Below are 18,558 nucleotides of genomic sequence, written 5' to 3'. Positions count from 1 at the left end.
AAGGAAATGGCATTCACTGATCCCAATTCATCCAGAAGCGTCCGCCCCCTGATCGAGGTGAAGGATGTGACCGTCGGCTATGGCGACCGGATCATCCTGAAACACGTCAACGTGACGCTGCCGCGCGGCAAGGTGATGGCGCTGATCGGCTCGTCGGGCGGGGGCAAGACCACCCTCTTGCGGCTGCTGACGCGTCAATTGCGGCCGCGCTCCGGGCAGGTGCTGTTCGATGGCCACGATCTGGCGCCGATGGGCCAGACCGAGCTCTACGCCCAGCGCCGCCGCATGGGCATGCTGTTCCAGTTCGGGGCGCTGTTCACCGACCTGAGCGTGTTCGAGAACGTCGCCTTCCCGCTGCGCGAGCACACCCGGCTGTCCGAGGCCATGATCCGCGACCTCGTCCTGATGAAACTCAATGCGGTCGGCCTGCGCGGCGCCCGCGACCTGATGCCCAACGAGGTGTCGGGCGGCATGGCGCGTCGAGTCGCCCTGGCGCGAGCGATCGCGCTCGATCCGGACCTGGTGCTTTACGACGAGCCGTTCGCGGGCCTGGATCCGATCTCGCTCGGCGTGACCGCACGGCTCATCCGCGACCTCAACGACGCGCTCGGACTGACCAGCGTCATCGTCTCCCATGACATCCACGAGACCTTCGGCATCGCCGATCACGTCGTGATGGTGGCCAATGGCGGCGTCGTCGCCCAGGGAACGCCGGACGAGCTGCGCCACAGCACGGATCCGCTGGTCCATCAGTTCGTCAACGCCGAGTCGGACGGCCCGGTGCGCTTCCACCAACCCGCCAAGCCGGTCCGCGAGGACTTCGGCCTGCCGCAGGAGGCGTCGGCATGATCGGTTTCGCGACGTCGATCGGGCGCGGCCTGCGCCTGAAGCTCGGCGACTGGGGCAGCGCGGCCCGGCTGCTCGGGACGCTGCTGCTGCATCTGGGCGCCTGCCTGCGCCGCTTCTCGCTGGTACGGGAGCAGATCTTCTTCCTCGGCAACCGCTCGCTGTCCATCATCGGCGTGTCCGGGCTCTTCGTCGGTTTCGTGCTGGCGCTGCAGGGCTACTACACGCTGCAGCGTTACGGCTCGGCGGAAGCCGTCGGTCTGCTGGTCGCGCTCAGCCTCGTGCGCGAACTCGGACCGGTGGTGGCAGCCCTGCTATTCGCGGGACGGGCCGGGACCTCGCTGACCGCCGAGATCGGTCTGATGAAAGCCGGCGAGCAGCTCAGCGCCATGGAAATGATGGCGGTCGACCCGGTGCAGCGCGTGCTCGCCCCCCGCTTCTGGGCCGGTTTCATCGCGATGCCCCTGCTCGCCGCGGTGTTCTCCGCGGTCGGCATCATCGGCGGCTGGCTGGTGGCCGTGCCGCTGATCGGCATCGACGCGGGATCGTTCTGGTCCCAGATGCAAGGCGGCGTCGACGTGTTCAAAGACGTCGGCAACGGCTTCGTCAAGAGCGTGGTGTTCGGCGTGACCGTCAGCTTCGTCGCCCTGCTGCAAGGTTATGCCTGCAAGCCCACGCCGGAGGGCGTGTCCCAGGCGACGACGCGCACGGTCGTGTTGTCGTCGCTGGCGGTGCTGGGGCTGGATTTCATCCTCACCGCCATGATGTTCTCGATCTGACGCGCGGCGCGCGATCCGTCGACACCCCATCGAATTCAAGAGATATCTCGGAGTTGCCTGATGCAATCCTCTCGTTATGACGCGCTGGTCGGATTCTTCGTGCTGCTGGGCGGCGCGGCCCTGCTGTTCCTGGCCCTGAAGGCGGGGAACCTGCTGTCGCTGAATTTCCAGGACACCTATACCGTGACCGCCAAGTTCGACAACATCGGCGGGCTGAAGCCCGGCGCGGCGGTCAAGAGCGCCGGCGTCGTGGTCGGCCGTGTCGGCGCCATCAGCTTCGACGACAAGAGCTTCCAGGCGCGCGTGATCCTCAACATGAACCAGGGCGTCGCGTTCCCCAAGGACAGCTCGGCCAAGATCCTCACGTCCGGTCTGCTCGGCGAGCAATACATCGGCCTGGAGCCGGGTGCGGAAGAAAAGAACCTCGCCTCAGGCGACATCATCACGCAGACCCAGTCGGCGGTGGTGCTGGAGAACCTGATCGGCCAGTTCCTCTATAACAAGGCGGCCGACGCGTCCTCGACGCCGGCCTCGGGAGAGAAACAATGAAGATCACCACACAGGTCGGGACCGCTTGCGCGGGACGGCCCGAACTCGCGGCCGCTCTGCTGAGTGCCGTCCTGTTGGGCGTCGCGGCACCGGCCATGGCGCAGGCCGAGCAGGCGCTTGAGCAGCCGCTTGAGCGGCCGCAGACCGCCAGCCTGATGGCGCCGACTGCCGAGCAGGCGGTCGAGGCGCCGCAAGCCGCTGAACAGCAAGTCGCCGAGCCGAAGCCGACCGAGCAGCAACCTACTTGGGACCAGGCGGAGCAGGACCAGGCGACGGCCGCCGCCGCGCCCGCGTCCGGCGCCTCGTCGGCTGAGCCTGCCGCGGCAGGTCAAGCCGGCGCTGCGGCCGCCGCGGCGCAGGATGCGCCAGCCCCGGGCCCGCGCGTGCGCAACCGTCTCGACCCGTGGGAGAGCTGGAACCGCAAGGTCTTCAACTTCAACGAGAAGCTGGACGAGAACCTGTTGCGTCCGGTCGCCACGGCGTACTCGGACCTCGTGCCGCAGCCGGCGCGGCAGGCGGTCGACAACTTCTTCGGCAATTTCTCCGACGCCTGGTCGGCGGTCAACCTGTTCCTGCAAGGCCGCTTCAAGACCGGGGCGTCGCAGACGATGCGCGTCGCCGTGAACTCGGTGTTCGGCATCGCGGGCCTGATCGACATCGCCACGCCCGCGGGCCTGGAGAAGACCTCCGAAGACCTGGGCCGCACGCTCGGCTACTGGGGCGTCAAGACGGGCCCGTACATCGTCTGGCCGCTGCTGGGGCCGTCATCGCTGCGTGACTCGGTGACGCTGCCTGCCAACATCTATTACTCACCCGCCTACCTGTTCGACGATGGCGAATACAAGTTCGCGATCTCGGCGCTCCAGCTGATCAACACCCGCGCCAACCTGCTGCGGGTGACCGACATGCTGGACGGCATCGCGCTGGACAAGTACACCTTCGTGCGCGACGCCTACATGCAGCGTCGGACCATCAAGACGCACAAGGAGCAGGAAGAGGACGACGACTACGAAGTCATCACCCCGGACGACAAGCCGGTCAATCCACAAGGCGATCGCTGAACGGTCCGTGAAAGATCGTTGAGTGTCGCAACAACCGGTAACGCCCATGGGGGCGACCGGTGAACCGGCACCGGACTTGCCGCGTTGTGATCCGGTCCGTGTCATGAAGAGAGAGAAAGGACAAGCATGAATGCCACCAAACGACTGCTGCTCGGCGCGATCGTCTCGATCGCCACGCTGAGCCCGCTGGCCTCCTTCGCCGCCGACAGCTCGGCACCGGATCAACTGATCCGCGAGCTGTCCATCGAGACGCTGGATGCCGTCAAGGGCGACAAGGCCATCCAGGGCGGCGACGTCAATAAGATCATGCAGCTGGTCGACAGCAAGGTGATGCCGCACGTGGACTTCCAGCGCATCACCGCGACGGCGGTGGGCCGCTTCTGGCGTCAGGCGACGCCGGAGCAGAAGCAGCGCCTGCAGGAGGAGTTCAAGACCCTGCTGGTGCGCACCTATGCCGGCGCGCTGACGCAGGTCAAGGACCAGACGATCGCGATGAAGCCGATGCGCGCGTCGCCCGAGGACAAGGAAGTCATCGTGCGCACCGAGATCCGCGGCAAGGGCGATCCGATCCAGTTGGACTACCGTCTGGAAAAGCTGGATTCCGGCTGGAAGATCTACGACGTGAACGTCCTCGGCATCTGGCTGGCGGATCAGTACAAGAACAGCTTCGCCCAGGAGATCAACGCCAAGGGCATCGACGGGCTGGTCAAGTCGCTGGCCGAGCGCAACGCGCGTCCGGCCACGGCCGCCTCGGGCGCCAAGAAGGGCTGATGCGATGCTGAAGCTGCCGTCGCGGCTGCGCCTGGAGAACGTGCCCGAGGAATGGGTGCGGCTCGAGGGCGCGCTGCGCGCTGAACTGGCGCAGGTCGGCAATGCCGCCGGACGCAGCGTCACGCTGGACGCCAGCGGCTTGAACGACTTCGACTCCGCGGCGCTGAGCCTGCTGCTCAGCGCGCTGCGCCTGTGCGGTCAGGACGGTTGGCAGCTGACGCTCCAGCAGGCCCCTCGCGAGCTGCGTGAGCTGGCGCGCGTGTATGCCTTGGAGCATCTGTTCTGGACCGACGCTCCGGCGCCGCCAGAGATGGTGTGACGCAGACGTCTCCAACGACATCTCCAACGACATCGGGCCGCTGACGCGGCCCGATTCCTTTTCAGCGTCGAGTTCTCGGCGCGACGGCCGACCGCGGTGGTCGGCGCCGTCCGCCTCACTGCGCGTAGCGCTTGGTGCGGAGGTTGCGCTTGATCTCCTGCAGCATCGGGCGGAGGTTCTCGCCCAGGCGCAAAGCGACGCCGGTGGTCAGCACGTCCACGACGATCAGGTGCAACAGGCGGGACACCATCGGGCTGTACCGGTCGTAGTCCTCCGGGTGATCGACGGCCAGCAAGACCTGACCCGGCAACTGTCCCATCTGCGCCAGCGGCGAACCGCTGGCGGTGATGATGATCGTCGTCGCGCCCTTCTTGCGGGCGATTTCGGCCGCGTCCATCAGATCGCGGCTGCGCCCCGAATTGGAGATGATCACCGCGCAGTCGCCGGCGCCCAGCATGGTCGCGCTCATCAGCTGCACATGGCCGTCGCTGCACGCGAAGGTGTTGGCGCCCAGGCGGAAGAACTTGTGCTGGGCGTCCTGCGCCACGATGCCGGAGTTGCCGACGCCGTAGAACTCGATGCGCTGGCGCTGCCGGGCGGTCTCCGACAGCGCCGCGATGGCCCGTTCGAAGGCATGGCTGGCCGCATCGTTGCGGTAGTGGAGCAGCGCCGCGACGGCGTTGTCGACCACCTTGACGATCAGGTCGCCGGGCTTGTCGTCCTCGTCCACGGCCCGGTGCACGAAGGGCACGCCTTCGTTGACGCTGCCGGCGAGCTTCAATTTGAAATCCGCCAGGCCGTCGTAGCCGACGCTGCGGCAGAAGCGCACCACGGTCGGCTTGCTGACATGGGAGCGATCGGCCAGTTCGCTCACCGGCAGGCTCGCGAACGAGCGCGGGTCGGCCAGCAGCAGCTTGGCGACCCGCTGTTCGGCGGGCGGCAGCGCGGGCAGCGCGGCCTTGACTCGTTCGAGCATGCTCATCGCGTCAGCATTCCTCGATCCAGGAGTGGCCGTCGCGGGCCACCAGCGCGCTCGATGCGGGAGGGCCCCAGCTGCCGGCGACGTAGGTGCGCGGGCCGGTGCTGTCCTGCTTCCAGAAGTTCAGGATCGGTTCGACCCAGCGCCAGGCCTGTTCCTGTTCATCGCTGCGCACGAACAGGTTGAGCCGTCCGGCGATCGCGTCCAGCAGCAGCCGCTCATACGCACCGACGCGCGTGTGTGCGAAGGCCTTGTCGAAGTCCAGGTCGAGCGACACCGGGCTCAAGGCCTCGGTGCTGGACCCGCCCTTGTTGGCCATCAGCTGCAGTTCCAGGCCGTCCTCGGGCTGGAGCTTGATGATCAGCCGGTTGGGGCAGCTGCTGCCCGGGAAGATCGGATGCGGCACCGGACGGAAATTGATGACGATCTGCGCATCGCGCGCCGCGAGACGCTTGCCGGTGCGCAGGTAGAAGGGCACGCCGGCCCAGCGCCAGTTCTGGATCTCCGTCTTCAGTGCGACGAAGGTTTCGGTGTGGCTGTCCGGCGGGATCTTGCCTTCGTCCAGATAACCCGGAACCGGCTTGCCTTCGGCGTTGCCGGCCCGGTACTGGCCGCGCACGACGTCGCGCGCGACGCTCTCCGCCGTGAACGGCTTGAGCGCGCGCAGCACCTTCAATTTCTCGTCGCGGATGGCGTCGGCGTCGTTGCTCGATGGCGCCTCCATCGCGATCATCGTCAGCAGTTGCAGCGCGTGGTTCTGGATCATGTCGCGCAGCGCACCGGTGCCGTCGTAGAACGGACCGCGCGTGCCGACGCCCAGGCCCTCGGCCAGCGTGATCTGGATGTTGGCGATGCTCTCGCGCCGCCACAGCGGTTCGAACAGGGCGTTGCCGAAGCGCAGCGCCATCAGGTTCTGCACCGACGGTTTGCCGAGGTAATGGTCGATGCGGAAGGCCTGGGTCTCGGAGAACACCGAGCGCACGACGCGATTGATCTCCTGTGCGCTGGCCAGATCGTGGCCCAGCGGCTTCTCCAGCACGACACGCACGTTGTCGCCGTTCAGACCGGCGGCGCCGAGCTGCTGGCAGATCTGCGTGAACAGGTGGGGGCTGGTGGCCAGGTAGAACACGACCGTGTCGGCGTTGCGTTCACCCAGCCATTCCTTCAGCCGCGCGTAGTGGTCGGGCTGGGACAGGTCCATGCGGCGGTAATGCACCAGCTCGGAGAAGCGGGCGAACTCTTCATCGTTCGGCCGCTTGCCGGCTTCGACCTCCTGGAAGCGCTCCTTGAGCCATTCACGGTAGCGCTCGTCGGACTGATCGTCGCGGGCGACCGCCAGGATGCGGCCGCCCTCGGGCAGCTTGCCATGGCGGAACGCCTGGAACAGCGCGGGCATCAGCTTGCGCCAGGTCAGGTCACCGGTGCCACCAAAGAAGACGAGGTCGAAGGACATGAGCGCGGGCGCCCCGCGTCGGGGCGTAAGAGTTGTTGGCGATGTCTTGATGTAACGAAGTTACCGGAATTATGATGCCGCAGTTTCTTGGGCCGGTCAACGTGGACGCCATCTCCTGGGGCAGGGGCCGCCAGCAGTTCTAATAGGGGTTTCTCCGTCGGTGGCGTGGGGCAAGGCCCATGCCTCCGACGTGCCCCTCCGTATTCGACCGCCCCCAGGGCCCACGCTCATGAACCAGCTCGAACAACTCAAGGCCTTCACCACCGTCGTCGCCGACACCGGCAACTTCAAGCAGCTGGCGCAGTTCACGCCGCGCGACGCGACGACGAACCCGTCGCTGATCCTGAAGGCGGTGCAGTCGCCCGATTACGCGCACCTGCTGGAAGACACGGTCGCCGCGAACAGGACCGATGCGCTGGACCTGGTGGTCGACAAGGTGCTGGTCGCCTTCGGTCTGGAAATCCTGAAGGTCGTGCCAGGCCGCGTGTCGACCGAGGTCGATGCGCGCCTGAGCTTCGACACCGTGGCCACGCTGGCGCGGGCCCGCCGCCTGATCCAGATGTACGAGGACGCCGGCATCGGCCGCGACCGCGTGCTGATCAAGGTCGCGTCGACCTGGGAAGGCATCCAGGCCGCGCGCGAGCTGGAACTCGAAGGCATCCACACCAACCTGACGCTGCTGTTCTCGTTCTGCCAGGCCGTGGCCTGCGGCGAGAACGGCATCCAGCTGATCTCGCCCTTCGTCGGCCGCATCTACGACTGGTACAAGAAGTCGGCCGGTCAGAGCTGGGACGAGGCGGCCAACGCCGGCGTCAACGACCCCGGCGTGAAGTCGGTGGCCGCCATCTACAACTACTTCAAGAAGCATGGCATCCGGACTGAGGTGATGGGGGCGAGCTTCCGCAACATCGGGCAGATCCAGGCACTCGCCGGATGCGACCTGCTGACGATCAGTCCCGACCTCCTCGCCCAGCTGCAGGGCAGCGAGGTGCCGTTGACGCGCGCCCTCGACGCGGACGCCGCCAAGGCCCAGGACTTGCCCAAGGTCTCCTACAACGAGGCGGCCTTCCGCTTCGCCCTCAACCAGGATGCCATGGCCACCGAGAAGCTGGCCGAAGGCATCCGCCTGTTTGCCGTCGATGCCGGCAAGCTGGACCAGATGATCGAAAGCCTGCGATGACCGAGTTCCCGCGTTGCGACCGCAGCCCGACCTGGGCGGCCTTGCAAAGTCATTACCAGCAATCCGGACGCGCGTTCGACCTGCGTCAGGTCTTCGCGACCGATGAGGGCCGCTTCGCGGCCTGGTCGCTGCAGGCTCCGGAGGTGTTCGCGGACCTGTCGAAGAATCGCATCGACGCCCGCACGCTGGAACTGCTGCTGACGCTGGCCCGGGACGTGCAGCTGGAGTCGCAGCGCGAGGCGCTGTTCAATGGCGATCCCATCAATGCGACCGAAGGCCGCGCGGTGTTGCACACGGCGCTGCGCGCGCCGGCGGGGCAGGGGCCGCACTCGGACGAGGTGCAGGACGCGCTCACGCGCATGCTGGCCTTCGCCGACGCGGTCCGCGACGCGGCCCGCAGCGGCATCACGGACGTCGTCCACATCGGCATCGGCGGTTCGGACCTGGGGCCGGCGATGGTCGTGCAGGCGCTGCAGTCCTATGTGCCGTCCGGACTGACGCTGCATTTCGTGTCCAACGTCGACGGGCACGACCTGGCCCCGGTCCTGCGCAAGCTGGATGCAAAGACGACGCAGTTCATCGTCGCCTCCAAGACCTTCACGACGCAGGAGACGCTGGCCAATGCGATGGCCGCCAAGGCGTGGTTCCTGCAGAACGGCGGCACCGACATCGCGAAGCACTTCGTCGCCACGACCAGCAATGCCAAGGCGGCCGCCGAATTCGGTATCACGACGACCTTCGGGTTCTGGGACTGGGTCGGCGGACGCTACTCGCTGTGGTCGGTGATCGGTCTACCGATCGCGATCGCCGTGGGATCAGCCAATTTCCGCGCGCTGCTGGCCGGTGCCCATGCGATGGACCAGCATTTCCGCAGCGCGCCGCTGGACAGGAACCTGCCCGTGCTGCTGGGCCTGCTGGACGTCTGGTACCGCAATTTCCACGGCTTCACGAGCCGCTCGGTGGCGCCGTATCACCAGGGCCTGCGCCGTCTGCCAGCCTATCTGCAGCAACTGGAGATGGAGAGCAACGGCAAGGGAGTCGACCGCGCGGGCGATCCGCTGAGTTTCGCCACCAGCCCGGTGGTGTGGGGCGAAGCCGGTACCAACGGCCAGCACGCCTACTTCCAGATGTTGCACCAGGGGACCGACGTGATCCCGGTGGAGTTCATCGCGGTGAAGACGCCGAACTTCGGCGAGCACGTGGGCGGCGAGTTGCTGGCACGGCTCCAGGACCAGCACGTGAAGCTGCTGGCGAACTGCCTCGCGCAATCGCAGGCGCTGATGCAGGGCAAGACCGCGGAAGCCGCGCGCATGGAAAAGGCGCCAACGGCGTCCCAGGATCTGGATCCGGACGTGCTGGCGCGGCATCGGAGCTTCACCGGCAACCGGCCGAGCACGACACTGCTGCTGGACGCGCTGACGCCGTCGTCGCTGGGGGCGCTGATCGCGCTGTATGAGCACCGCGTGTTCGTCAGTGGCGCCGTCTGGAACATCAACAGCTTCGATCAATGGGGCGTGGAGCTCGGCAAGGCGCTGTGCAACAGTCTGCTGCCGCGCCTGACCAGCGGTGACGCCTCGGGCCTGGACGCCTCGACGGCCGGCCTGCTGACCAAGGTGCGCAGCTGAGCGCGCTCTCCCGATTCCCACGCAGTAGAGAACGAATCAGATGAAGATCGTGTTCGATTTCGGCGCCGTGCTGTTCCGCTGGCACCCGCCGAGTTTCCTGGCCCGCGTCTGGGCCCATCGTGCCGCCGACGAGATCCAGGGAGCCGCGCTGGCCAAGGAACTCTTCCAGGACTACCGCGGCGATTGGGGCGCGTTCGATCAAGGCCTCATCGACGCCTCCACGACCGCGGACCGCATCCATGCGCGCACCGGTTGGCCGCGCGAGGACATCGTCGCAGTCATGGATGCCGTGCCGTCGGAGCTGAAGCTCATCGACGGCTCCGCGGCGCTGATCCAGGAACTGAAAGCGCAGGGGCACACGCTGCACTTCCTGTCCAACATGCCCGAGCCGTATGCCGACTACCTCGAGCAGACCTTCCCGCTGAAGGACTGGTTCGTCTCGGGCGTGTTCTCGGGGCGCGTGAAGCAGTCGAAGCCGTCGCGCGAGATCTTCGATCTCGCGCTCGAGCAGTTCGGCGCCAGGCCCGAGGAAGTGCTCTTCCTCGACGACCATCCGGACAACATCGCCGCGGCGAAGGCGCTCGGCTGGCACACGCACCTTTTCACGACGCCGGAACTGGCGCGGCAAGACCTGGTGCGTCGGGACCTGCTGCCGGCCTGAAGGACGGTGGTCGGGGCGCCGGCTGATCGCGCGCGGCGTCCTTATTTCGACGCGTCGTCCTCGTCGATCGTCGTCGGCGGCGCGGCCACCCGGAACGATTCGTCGGACCAGTGGCCCAGGTCGATCTGACGGCAGCGCTCGCTGCAGAACGGGCGCCAGATGTTGGTGGGCGCGAACAGGCTGTCGCCGCCGCAGGTGGGGCAGGGGACGATGCGAGGCGCCGGCGTGGCGGGGATGAATTTCTCGGGCATGACGGAGTCGGAACTACAGGGAGCGCGTGGCGCTCAACGCCGCGCGCGCCAGGTCAGGAACACAGGGTCAGTTCGAAGGTGGCGTCGACCGGCGCGGGTTTCAAGCGCCCATCCTCATCCTGGCGCATCAGACGGATCGAGACCATCAGCCGGTGACCGCTGATCTCGGGGATCAGGCCCAGGCTGGGATCGATGCGCATGCGCAGCATGTGGAAGCTGCGGCCCGGCGGCAGGCTCTGCTGGTACTGCCCGCCGTGGGCCGCCACCTTGTGCGGCGAGCCGCTGTCGCGCAGCAGGCCCAGCAGGACGTTGAGCGCTTCGGCCAGCGGCATCAACGTCTGCGCCCACTGCATCAGGTCGTTGCGGCGGCGGACCGGCAACAGCTGTTGCCACGCGTAGTAGGCGGGAAGGTCGAACTCGCAAGTGCCGCCGGGAATCGAGATCCGGCTGCGGATGCTCATCAGCCACTCGTTGGTCGTGAGCGTGTGACCGGCCTTGCCGGGCAGCTGGTTGAGCTTGTCAAACGCGGCGTCGATGCGACCGACGACCTCGTCCAACACGGCTTCCGACACGGCCGGATTGCCGCGGTAGCTGTTGAACTGCGTTCGGTGGCGTTCCAACTCCTTGAGCAGATCGGCCTTGAGGTCGGCGCGCGAGGCGACGTCCATCACCTCGAAGATGGTGGCCAACGCGAAGTGGTGATCCATCGCGGTGTCGCGCGCCATCAACTGACCGAGCCGATCGAACAGGTGTTCGAGTCTGAGCATCGTGCGGATGCTCTCGTTGAACGGGTATTCGTAGAGGACCAAGTCGACCATCCCTTTGCGGCAAGTGGCCATTGTTCCACAGTGTGTCGTGACGTTACCCAGATCGGCTGAGGGGTGGTCAGAAGAGGGGGGTGCTCAGCAGGTGTCCGACCTCCTCACGCAACTGCTCCAGCGAGAGGCCGTCGTTGTGGATCACGGCGTCGGCAGCGGCGCGGCGCTGAGTGCGCGTCGCCTGCTGGGCGAGGATGGCGCGCACCGTCGCCTCGTCCAGGCGTGATCGCGCGATGACGCGAGCGACCTGCGTCTCCTCCCTGCAGTCGACGACGAGCACCCGGTCGACCTGTTGGCGCCAACGACCGGACTCGACCAGCAGCGGCACGTCGAACACGACCCGCTGCCCCGGTGCGGCGAGCGCCGCCTGCCGCGCCGTCTCGGCGCCGATCAGGGGGTGCAGGATGGCTTCGAGCTCCCGCTTGGCCCTGGGGTCGCGGAAAGCCAGTTCTCTCATGGCGGCTCGATCGAGGGCGCCATCCTGAGCGACGAAGCCCGGACCGAACCGCGTGGCGATGGCTGGCATCGCGCCGCCGCCGGGCAAGGTCAAGGTTCGGGAGATGGCGTCGGTGTCGACCAGCAGCGCGTCGCCCAGATCCACCAGCGCTGCCGCGACGGTGCTCTTGCCGCTGCCGATGCCGCCGGTGAGGCCGATGCGCACAACGGACTCCGAGGACGGGTCAGGCCCGCAATCCGAGCCAGGCCGCGACCTGCGCGGTTCCGACCAGCAGGACGACGAGTCCACCGCCGGCGAGGAAGGGGCCGAAGGGAACATACCAGCCTTCCCGAAGACCTCCGCGCAGTTTCAGGCCGATGCCAACCACGGCTCCGATCAGCGAAGCGAACAGCGCGACCGGCAGCACCATCTGCCAGCCCAACCAGGCGCCGAGGGCAGCGAGCAGCTTGAAATCGCCGTAGCCCATGCCTTCCTTGCCGGTGGCCAGCTTGAAGACCCAGTAGATCGACCAGAGCGACAGATAGCCCGCCAGCGTGCCGATCAGTGAATCGCTCAGCGAGACCGGAATCCATCCCGCGAATGCCGCGATCAGGCCTGCCCACAACAGCGGTTGATTGATGCTGTCAGGCAGCAGCGTGGTGTCCCAGTCGATGCCGGCCAGAGCCACCAGCGCGGCTGCGAAGCCGCAGTACAGCAACGTCGCTGGTTGGTCACCGAGGCGCCAAGCGATGCCTGCGAACAGCAGGCCGGTGAGCAGTTCGAAAAACGGATATCGCGCCGAGATTGGCGCCTTGCAGGAGGCGCATTTTCCGCCCAGCCGCAACCAGCCGAGCAGCGGCAGATTCTCATGCCAGCGCAATTGGTGGCTGCAGTGGGGGCAGCGCGAGGCCGGCCGAATCAGCGAGAACGCAGGCAGACGGTCGAGCGAGTCGCGCAACGGCTCCGCAGCGGCGGCGAGCTGCCGTGCCGCGACGTCGTCGAGTCCGGCATAGCTCTTCAGATCGCTGTCGATCGCCAGCTGATCGGCACAATCGGACAGCCATTCCCGGTGCAGCATCACCGGCAGGCGGTAGATGACGACATTCAGGAAGCTGCCGACACACAGGCCGATCAGGCCGAGGAACGCGGGGGACAGCAGCGCGTCCAGCAGGGCCGGGTCCAGCACTTACACCACCGCGCCCAGCTTGAAGATCGGCAGGTACATCGAGACCACGATGCCACCGATCAGCCCGCCCAGGAACACGATGATGATGGGTTCCATCAGGCTGGACAGCGACTTGACGGCGTCGTCGACCTCTTCCTCATAGAAGTCCGCCGCCTTGCCCAGCATGTGGTCGAGCGAGCCGGATTCCTCGCCGATCGACGACATCTGCAGGACCATGATCGGGAAGATGCCGGTCGTCTGCATCGAGGTCGTCAGCGAGGCGCCCGTCGACACGTCACGCTGGATCTTCTCCGTCGCCTCGGCGAACACCGCGTTGCCGGAGGCGCCGCCCACCGAGTCCAGTGCCTCGACCAGCGGCACGCCCGCGGCGAACATCGTCGCCAGCGTGCGCGTCCAGCGCGCGACCGCGGACTTGTAGATCAGTTGCCCGAAGATCGGCACCTTGAGCAGGAGCCGGTCCATGAACTTCTGCATCTTCTCGGAGCGTTTCCAGCTCTGGAAGAAGAAATAGATGCCGCCGCCGACCACGCCGAAGATCAGCCACCAGTACGCGACGAAGATCTCCGACAGCGCCATCACGAACAGCGTCGGTGCCGGCAGCTCAGCGCCGAAGGACTTGAACACGTCCTTGAAGGCCGGGATCACGAAGATCATGATCACCGCGGTCACGACGAAGGCCACGACCAGCACCGCGATGGGATAGGTCAGGGCCGACTTGATCTTGCCTTTCAGCGCAACGGTCTTTTCCTGATAGATCGCCAGACGGTCCAGCAACGCTTCCAGGATACCGCCCTGCTCGCCGGCCTCGACGAGGTTGCAGTAGAGCGCGTCGAAGTAGAGTGGATGCTTGCGGAAGGCGGCCGACAGCGACGTGCCGGTTTCGACGTCCTGGCGGATGTCGGTGAGCAGCTTGGTCAGGCGCGGGTTCGGACTGCCGCGCGCGACGATGTCGAAGGACTGCAGCAGTGGAACGCCGGCGCGCATCATCGTCGCCAGCTGGCGAGTGAAGACCGAGATGTCCTTCTGCTTGATGGACTTGCCGCCGGAGCTGCGGCGCTTCTTGATCTTGCTGACCAGGATGCCCTGGCGCCGCAGCGACGCGCTGATGACGGCTTCGCCGCCGGCCCGCATCTCTCCGCGCACGATCTTGCCGTTGCGGTCCTTGCCTTCCCATTCGAAGACATATTCCTTGATGCCCTTGGCCGCGCTCTTCGCGCCTGCGGTGGTCGTCGCCATATCACCTCCTGCCGTCGCGCCAGATGAGTGGCGCTCCCAATCTTTGACTCGTTCGAACGGTCCTGGTAGCCCGACGCCAGACGCACGAACGCGGCGCCCGCAGGCGCCGCGTCATGTCGCCGATGTCATTCGTTGGTGGCCGCCAGCACCTCTTCCAGTGTCGTGACGCCCGCCCGGACCTTGATCAACCCGGACTGCCGCAGGTCCCGCACACCATCCGCGCGGGCCTGGTGGGCGATGTCCACGGCCGTTCCCTCGGACAGGATGATCCGCTGGATCGGCTCCGTGATGGGCATCACTTGGTAAAGACCGACGCGCCCACGATAACCATTGTTGCAATTCGAGCAGCCGACGGCCCGGTAGGGCTTCCAGCTGCCATCGAGATCCGACTCCGCGAAGCCCGCGCGAAGCAGCGCCTCGCGCGGATATTCGGCCGGTGCCTTGCAGTTTTCGCACAACCGGCGCGCCAGACGCTGCGCGGTGATCAGCAGCACGCTCGAGGCGATGTTGAACGGGGCGACGCCCATGTTCAGCAAGCGGGTCAGGGTTGTCGGCGCATCGTTGGTGTGCAGGGTCGACATCACCATGTGGCCGGTTTGCGCGGCCTTGATGGCGATGTCCGCGGTATCCAGATCCCGGATCTCGCCGACCATGATGATGTCGGGATCCTGGCGCAGGAAGGCCTTGAGCGCCGCCGAGAAGGTCAGGCCGGCCTTGTCGTTGACGTTGACCTGGTTGATGCCGGGCAGGTTGATTTCCGCCGGATCCTCGACGGTCGAGATGTTGGTGCCGGGCTGGTTCAGGATGTTCAGGCAGGTGTACAGCGACACCGTCTTGCCCGAACCCGTCGGCCCGGTGACCAGGATCATCCCGTACGGACGATGGATGCAATGGAGCAGCCGCTCCTTCTCGATCTTTTCGTAACCCAGCGCCTCGATGCCGAGCTTGGCCGAGGACGGATCCAGGATCCGGATCACGATCTTCTCGCCGAAGAGCGTCGGGAGCGTCGAGACCCGGAAGTCGATCGCCTTGGAGCCGAATTTCAGCTTCATCCGGCCGTCCTGCGGGACGCGGCGCTCGGAGATGTCCATCCGCGAGATCACCTTGATCCGGGAGGAGAGCTTGTCCTTGATGGCGATCGGCGGCTGCGTGATCTCGCGCAACTCGCCGTCGACCCGGAACCGGACGCGGTAGTGATATTCGAAGGGCTCGAAATGAAGGTCCGAGGCCCGCATGTTGATGGCGTCCACCAGCATCTTCTGCAGGAAGCGCACCACCGGCGCATCTTCGACGTCGGCGATCTCCTGCGCTTCCTCGGGTGGTGCGGCGGTGTCGTCGGCGATGTCGAAGTCGAAATCCTCGCCGGCGATCGCCTCCAGCGCTTCCGAGGCCGAGGCCGCGGTGAGGCCCAGCAGCTTCGCGAGCTTGTCGTGCTCGACGACGATCCATTCAGGCGTGAGCTGGGTGGCGAACTTGATGCGCTCGACGACTTCCTGCTCGGTCGGATCGGCGCCGCCGATGAAGAGCCGGTTGCCTCGGCGTGCCAGCACCACGACCTGGTACTGCACCGCCAGCTTGGCGTCGATGATGTTCTGCGGCAGCTTGTGGCCGTCGACGGCGTTCAGGTCGAGCAGCGGCAGCGCGAGCGACTGCGACAAGGTGTGCGCCAGGTCCGTCGGCGTGACGGTGCCCGAGGCCATGACCGCGTTGATGAAGCTGGTCTTCTTTTCCCGGGCCAGCTTGACCAGGTCCTCGGCGGCCTGCGGCTTGAGCTTGCCGGCGTGCACGAGCACGCGGGCGACGCCTGACAGGGCGGACTGAGGAGGTTCTGCCAGTGTGGTGTCCACGGATATCGCCATCGGGTAGGGTCTTGCCGGATGCCGGCGCATGCGCCGGAACAGCCCCTCACTTTACCCCCATGACAGGAGGGGCGGCGGCAGGGGCGGCCCTGGCTTGTAATGAAGTCAGACGCTTCGTGCAGTTTCGGCCTTGGTCACTGGAAATTGAGCGAGAAATGTGCAATACCGTTTCCGCGAGGCCGCAAGGCCTGACCCTCGGGGTCGTCGGTTCCGGACATTTCCCGCGTGCATCACGTCTGGCGAGCGGCGCACCGTTGCCGGGCGAGCGTTTTTCGCGCGCAAAGAAAAACGCCGCGAACCTTGCGATTCGCGGCGTCATCGATGTCCTGGTCGGGGTGAGAGGATTCGAACCTCCGGCCTCTACGTCCCGAACGTAGCGCTCTACCAGGCTAAGCTACACCCCGTTTTGGTCACTCGGTTCAGAGTGGTTCAAGATCGTCTGTTCAAGAACTTCTCTCCACCGACTGAGCCGCAAATTCTAGCAGGCTTTCTTTCCACTTGGAAAGGGGAAGCGCCGACAAATGTTGTCTCGCCTGTGCGACCTCCGCGCGGGCGGCTTCGCGCGTCGCTTCCAGCGCGCCGGTGCGACGCACGATCGCGACGATGTCCTGCAGCCGCTCGACTTCACCATGTTCGATCGCGTGCCGGATCAGCGCGCGGTCCTCTGCAGTGCCGCGCTCCATCGCGATCAGCAGCGGCAGCGTGGGTTTGCCTTCGCGCAGGTCGTCGCCGACGTTCTTGCCCAGCGATTCGCTCGTGCCTTCGTAATCCAGCGTGTCGTCGATCAGCTGGAAGGCGGTACCCAGCGCGCGGCCATACCCAGCGCAGGCTTCCTCCAGTGCGGGCGGCGCATCGGCCAGCACCGCGCCCAGTCTCGCGCTGGCCTCGAACAGCTTGGCCGTCTTGTAGCGGATGACGCGCAGATAGCTGTCCACCGCAACGTCCGGATCGTGCATGTTCATCAACTGCAGGACCTCGCCTTCGGCGATGACGTTGGTCGCATCGGCCAGCACTTCCAGCACACGCATCCGGTTCACCGACACCATCATCTGGAAGGCGCGGGAGTACAGGAAGTCGCCCACCAGCACGCTGGCGGCGTTGCCGAACAGCGCGTTGGCGGTCTGCTTGCCGCGCCGCAGCGCGGACTCGTCGACGACATCGTCATGCAGCAGGGTGGCGGTGTGGATGAACTCCACGACGGCCGCGAGTTCCCGGCTGGCCGGCGAGTCCGCATCCAGCGCGTTGGCGAACATCAGCACCAGCTTCGGACGCATCCGCTTGCCGCCGGCATGGATGATGTACGCGGAGATCTGGTTGATCAGCGCGACGTCCGAACGAAGCCGCTGCGCGATCACGGCGTCGACTTCATTCATCTGCGCGTTCAGCGCCTCGAGGACCTCGGCAACTGGGGTAGAGGCAATGGGCTGCACTCTGGACTCACTGTGAGGGGAAGCGCGGATTATAGGAAGGCGCGGGGCCAGGTCTGTCCGTGACGTCCGCGCCTTCGCACGGGCGCATCGTCAAAGCACGCCCCGGCACCTCGCGGAGGCCGCCCCGATGTCGCCTGGATGCCTCGGAAAGCCGGTGGCCACAGGCTTCTCGACGTATCAGGGTTTGCATCAATCCGGGGGGCTGTGCTACATTCTCGGGCTCCGCATCTTTGTGCGGTGTTTTTTCTTGGGCGGTCGACGAGCACCTCCGGAAATTTTCCGGGTGTCTGACGAGCCGCTCTCATGTGAAAGGGCTGATATGTACGCGGTCATAAAAACCGGTGGCAAGCAATACAAGGTTGCTGCTGGCGAAAAGATCAAGGTAGAACAGATTGCTGCGGACGTTGGCCAAGAGATCGTGATTGACCAGGTGCTGGCCGTCGGAAACGGCGCCGACCTGAAGATTGGGACTCCCTTGGTTGCGGGTGCAAGCGTCAAGGCCACCGTGGTGGCGCATGGCAAGCATGACAAGGTGCGCATCTTCAAGATGCGTCGTCGTAAGCACTACAAGAAGAGCCAAGGCCATCGCCAGACGTTCACCGAGCTGGAAATCAGCGCGGTCAACGGCTGATTCCTGACTCTCTCGTAATCTGATCAAGGAGTAATCCATGGCACAGAAAAAGGGCGGCGGCTCAACACGAAATGGCCGCGACTCGAAGCCGAAGATGCTGGGCGTCAAGGTGTATGGCGGCCAGACCATCTCGGCTGGCTCGATCATCGTCCGCCAACGCGGCACGAAGTTCCACGCCGGTACCAACGTGGGCATGGGCAAGGACCACACGCTGTTCGCACTGATCGACGGCACGGTGTCCTTCACCGTCAAGGGCGAGAACAGCCGCTCCACGGTCGTCGTCACGGCGATCTGAGCGACTTGATGTCCTGACGCCGCGATGCGGGAGACCTGGTCTCCCGTATCCGGCGGACCCAGAGCCCCGGCTTCGTCCGGGGCTTTGTTCTTTCTCGGGGCCCGATCCCGTCGGGCGCCGCGCCGACCGTGAGTCCGGCGAAACCTGACTCGCATCGATTCAAAGCATGGCCTCGCGCGGGAGCGCGGGGGTG

The 18,558-nt window shown here is 65.9% G+C and carries 20 protein-coding genes and 1 tRNA gene; 11 read left to right on the top strand and 10 right to left on the bottom strand.

Annotated elements, in window-relative coordinates; all coding sequences use genetic code 11:
• Nucleotides 1-6: 6 nt before the first annotated feature.
• The 6 genes from PV762_RS10580 (at nt 7) to PV762_RS10555 (ending at nt 4,325) form a co-directional block, all read left to right on the top strand.
• Nucleotides 7-849, top strand: a complete 843-nt coding sequence (locus tag PV762_RS10580) for an ABC transporter ATP-binding protein (protein WP_421034996.1) — start codon at nt 7-9, stop codon at nt 847-849.
• Nucleotides 846-1,625: a lipid asymmetry maintenance ABC transporter permease subunit MlaE gene (mlaE, locus tag PV762_RS10575; protein ID WP_421034995.1), complete on the top strand. Its 780-nt coding sequence runs from the start codon at nt 846-848 to the stop codon at nt 1,623-1,625. The genes PV762_RS10580 and mlaE overlap by 4 nt, the downstream gene beginning before the upstream one ends.
• A gap of 60 nt (nt 1,626-1,685) precedes the next feature.
• Entirely contained in the window at nt 1,686-2,174 is a 489-nt protein-coding gene (gene mlaD, locus PV762_RS10570; RefSeq protein ID WP_421034994.1) for an outer membrane lipid asymmetry maintenance protein MlaD, read from the top strand.
• Nucleotides 2,171-3,235, top strand: a complete 1,065-nt coding sequence (locus PV762_RS10565; RefSeq protein ID WP_421034993.1) for a VacJ family lipoprotein — start codon at nt 2,171-2,173, stop codon at nt 3,233-3,235. The genes mlaD and PV762_RS10565 overlap by 4 nt, the downstream gene beginning before the upstream one ends.
• Nucleotides 3,236-3,361: 126 nt before the next feature.
• A complete protein-coding gene (locus tag PV762_RS10560; RefSeq protein WP_421034992.1) occupies nt 3,362-4,006 on the top strand; it encodes an MlaC/ttg2D family ABC transporter substrate-binding protein in 645 nt (214 codons plus the stop codon).
• Between the two features lie 4 nt (nt 4,007-4,010).
• Entirely contained in the window at nt 4,011-4,325 is a 315-nt protein-coding gene (locus PV762_RS10555; RefSeq protein WP_421034991.1) for an STAS domain-containing protein, read from the top strand.
• A gap of 115 nt (nt 4,326-4,440) precedes the next feature.
• Here the strand turns inward: PV762_RS10555 and PV762_RS10550 are convergent, their stop codons facing one another.
• The gene (locus PV762_RS10550; RefSeq protein WP_421034990.1) at nt 4,441-5,301 is read right to left on the bottom strand and encodes a MurR/RpiR family transcriptional regulator; all 861 of its coding nucleotides are present in this window, start codon (nt 5,299-5,301) and stop codon (nt 4,441-4,443) included.
• Between the two features lie 10 nt (nt 5,302-5,311).
• Nucleotides 5,312-6,757, bottom strand: a complete 1,446-nt coding sequence (gene zwf, locus PV762_RS10545; RefSeq protein ID WP_421034989.1) for a glucose-6-phosphate dehydrogenase — start codon at nt 6,755-6,757, stop codon at nt 5,312-5,314.
• A gap of 229 nt (nt 6,758-6,986) precedes the next feature.
• Between zwf and tal the strand changes: the two genes are divergently transcribed.
• The 3 genes from tal to PV762_RS10530 are packed head-to-tail and all read left to right on the top strand — an operon-like array spanning nt 6,987 to nt 10,223.
• Entirely contained in the window at nt 6,987-7,937 is a 951-nt protein-coding gene (gene tal, locus PV762_RS10540) for a transaldolase (protein WP_421034988.1), read from the top strand.
• The gene (pgi, locus tag PV762_RS10535) at nt 7,934-9,562 is read left to right on the top strand and encodes a glucose-6-phosphate isomerase (protein WP_421034987.1); all 1,629 of its coding nucleotides are present in this window, start codon (nt 7,934-7,936) and stop codon (nt 9,560-9,562) included. Before tal ends, pgi begins: the two co-directional genes overlap by 4 nt.
• Before the next feature lie 40 nt (nt 9,563-9,602).
• Nucleotides 9,603-10,223: an HAD family hydrolase gene (locus tag PV762_RS10530; protein ID WP_421034986.1), complete on the top strand. Its 621-nt coding sequence runs from the start codon at nt 9,603-9,605 to the stop codon at nt 10,221-10,223.
• 41 nt (nt 10,224-10,264) lie between these two features.
• Here PV762_RS10530 and PV762_RS10525 read toward each other — a convergent pair whose 3' ends face one another.
• From PV762_RS10525 to PV762_RS10490, 8 genes are all read right to left on the bottom strand, one after another.
• Nucleotides 10,265-10,474, bottom strand: coding sequence for a DNA gyrase inhibitor YacG (locus tag PV762_RS10525; protein ID WP_421034985.1), 210 nt, complete (start codon nt 10,472-10,474; stop codon nt 10,265-10,267).
• A 53-nt stretch (nt 10,475-10,527) separates the two neighbouring features.
• Nucleotides 10,528-11,283 carry a cell division protein ZapD gene (gene zapD, locus PV762_RS10520; RefSeq protein ID WP_331612900.1) on the bottom strand — a complete coding sequence of 252 codons (756 nt, stop codon included), beginning with the start codon at nt 11,281-11,283 and terminating at the stop codon, nt 10,528-10,530.
• Between the two features lie 76 nt (nt 11,284-11,359).
• Nucleotides 11,360-11,953 carry a dephospho-CoA kinase gene (gene coaE, locus PV762_RS10515; protein ID WP_421034984.1) on the bottom strand — a complete coding sequence of 198 codons (594 nt, stop codon included), beginning with the start codon at nt 11,951-11,953 and terminating at the stop codon, nt 11,360-11,362.
• A gap of 19 nt (nt 11,954-11,972) precedes the next feature.
• Nucleotides 11,973-12,914, bottom strand: a complete 942-nt coding sequence (locus tag PV762_RS10510; RefSeq protein ID WP_421034983.1) for a prepilin peptidase — start codon at nt 12,912-12,914, stop codon at nt 11,973-11,975.
• Nucleotides 12,915-14,150 carry a type II secretion system F family protein gene (locus PV762_RS10505; protein WP_421034982.1) on the bottom strand — a complete coding sequence of 412 codons (1,236 nt, stop codon included), beginning with the start codon at nt 14,148-14,150 and terminating at the stop codon, nt 12,915-12,917.
• 125 nt (nt 14,151-14,275) lie between these two features.
• Nucleotides 14,276-16,009: a type IV-A pilus assembly ATPase PilB gene (gene pilB, locus PV762_RS10500; protein WP_421034981.1), complete on the bottom strand. Its 1,734-nt coding sequence runs from the start codon at nt 16,007-16,009 to the stop codon at nt 14,276-14,278.
• A 327-nt stretch (nt 16,010-16,336) separates the two neighbouring features.
• A tRNA-Pro gene (locus tag PV762_RS10495) sits at nt 16,337-16,413 on the bottom strand.
• Nucleotides 16,414-16,452: 39 nt separating this feature from the next.
• Nucleotides 16,453-17,382, bottom strand: a complete 930-nt coding sequence (locus tag PV762_RS10490; protein WP_421034980.1) for a polyprenyl synthetase family protein — start codon at nt 17,380-17,382, stop codon at nt 16,453-16,455.
• 376 nt (nt 17,383-17,758) lie between these two features.
• Here PV762_RS10490 and rplU point away from each other — a divergent pair, with 376 nt between their 5' ends.
• Both rplU and rpmA read left to right on the top strand, forming a co-directional pair.
• On the top strand, nt 17,759-18,070 hold the full coding sequence (gene rplU, locus PV762_RS10485) for a 50S ribosomal protein L21 (RefSeq protein WP_421035225.1): 312 nt from the start codon (nt 17,759-17,761) through the stop codon (nt 18,068-18,070).
• Nucleotides 18,071-18,107: 37 nt separating this feature from the next.
• Nucleotides 18,108-18,365, top strand: coding sequence for a 50S ribosomal protein L27 (gene rpmA, locus PV762_RS10480; protein ID WP_088407914.1), 258 nt, complete (start codon nt 18,108-18,110; stop codon nt 18,363-18,365).
• The last annotated feature ends 193 nt before the right edge of the window (nt 18,366-18,558 follow it).

The sequence above is a fragment of the Mitsuaria sp. CC2 genome (assembly GCF_048957715.1).
Lineage (GTDB): Bacteria > Pseudomonadota > Gammaproteobacteria > Burkholderiales > Burkholderiaceae_C > Roseateles.
Note: the sequence above shows the minus strand (reverse complement) of the source record. Positions and strands in the feature narration are given on the sequence as shown.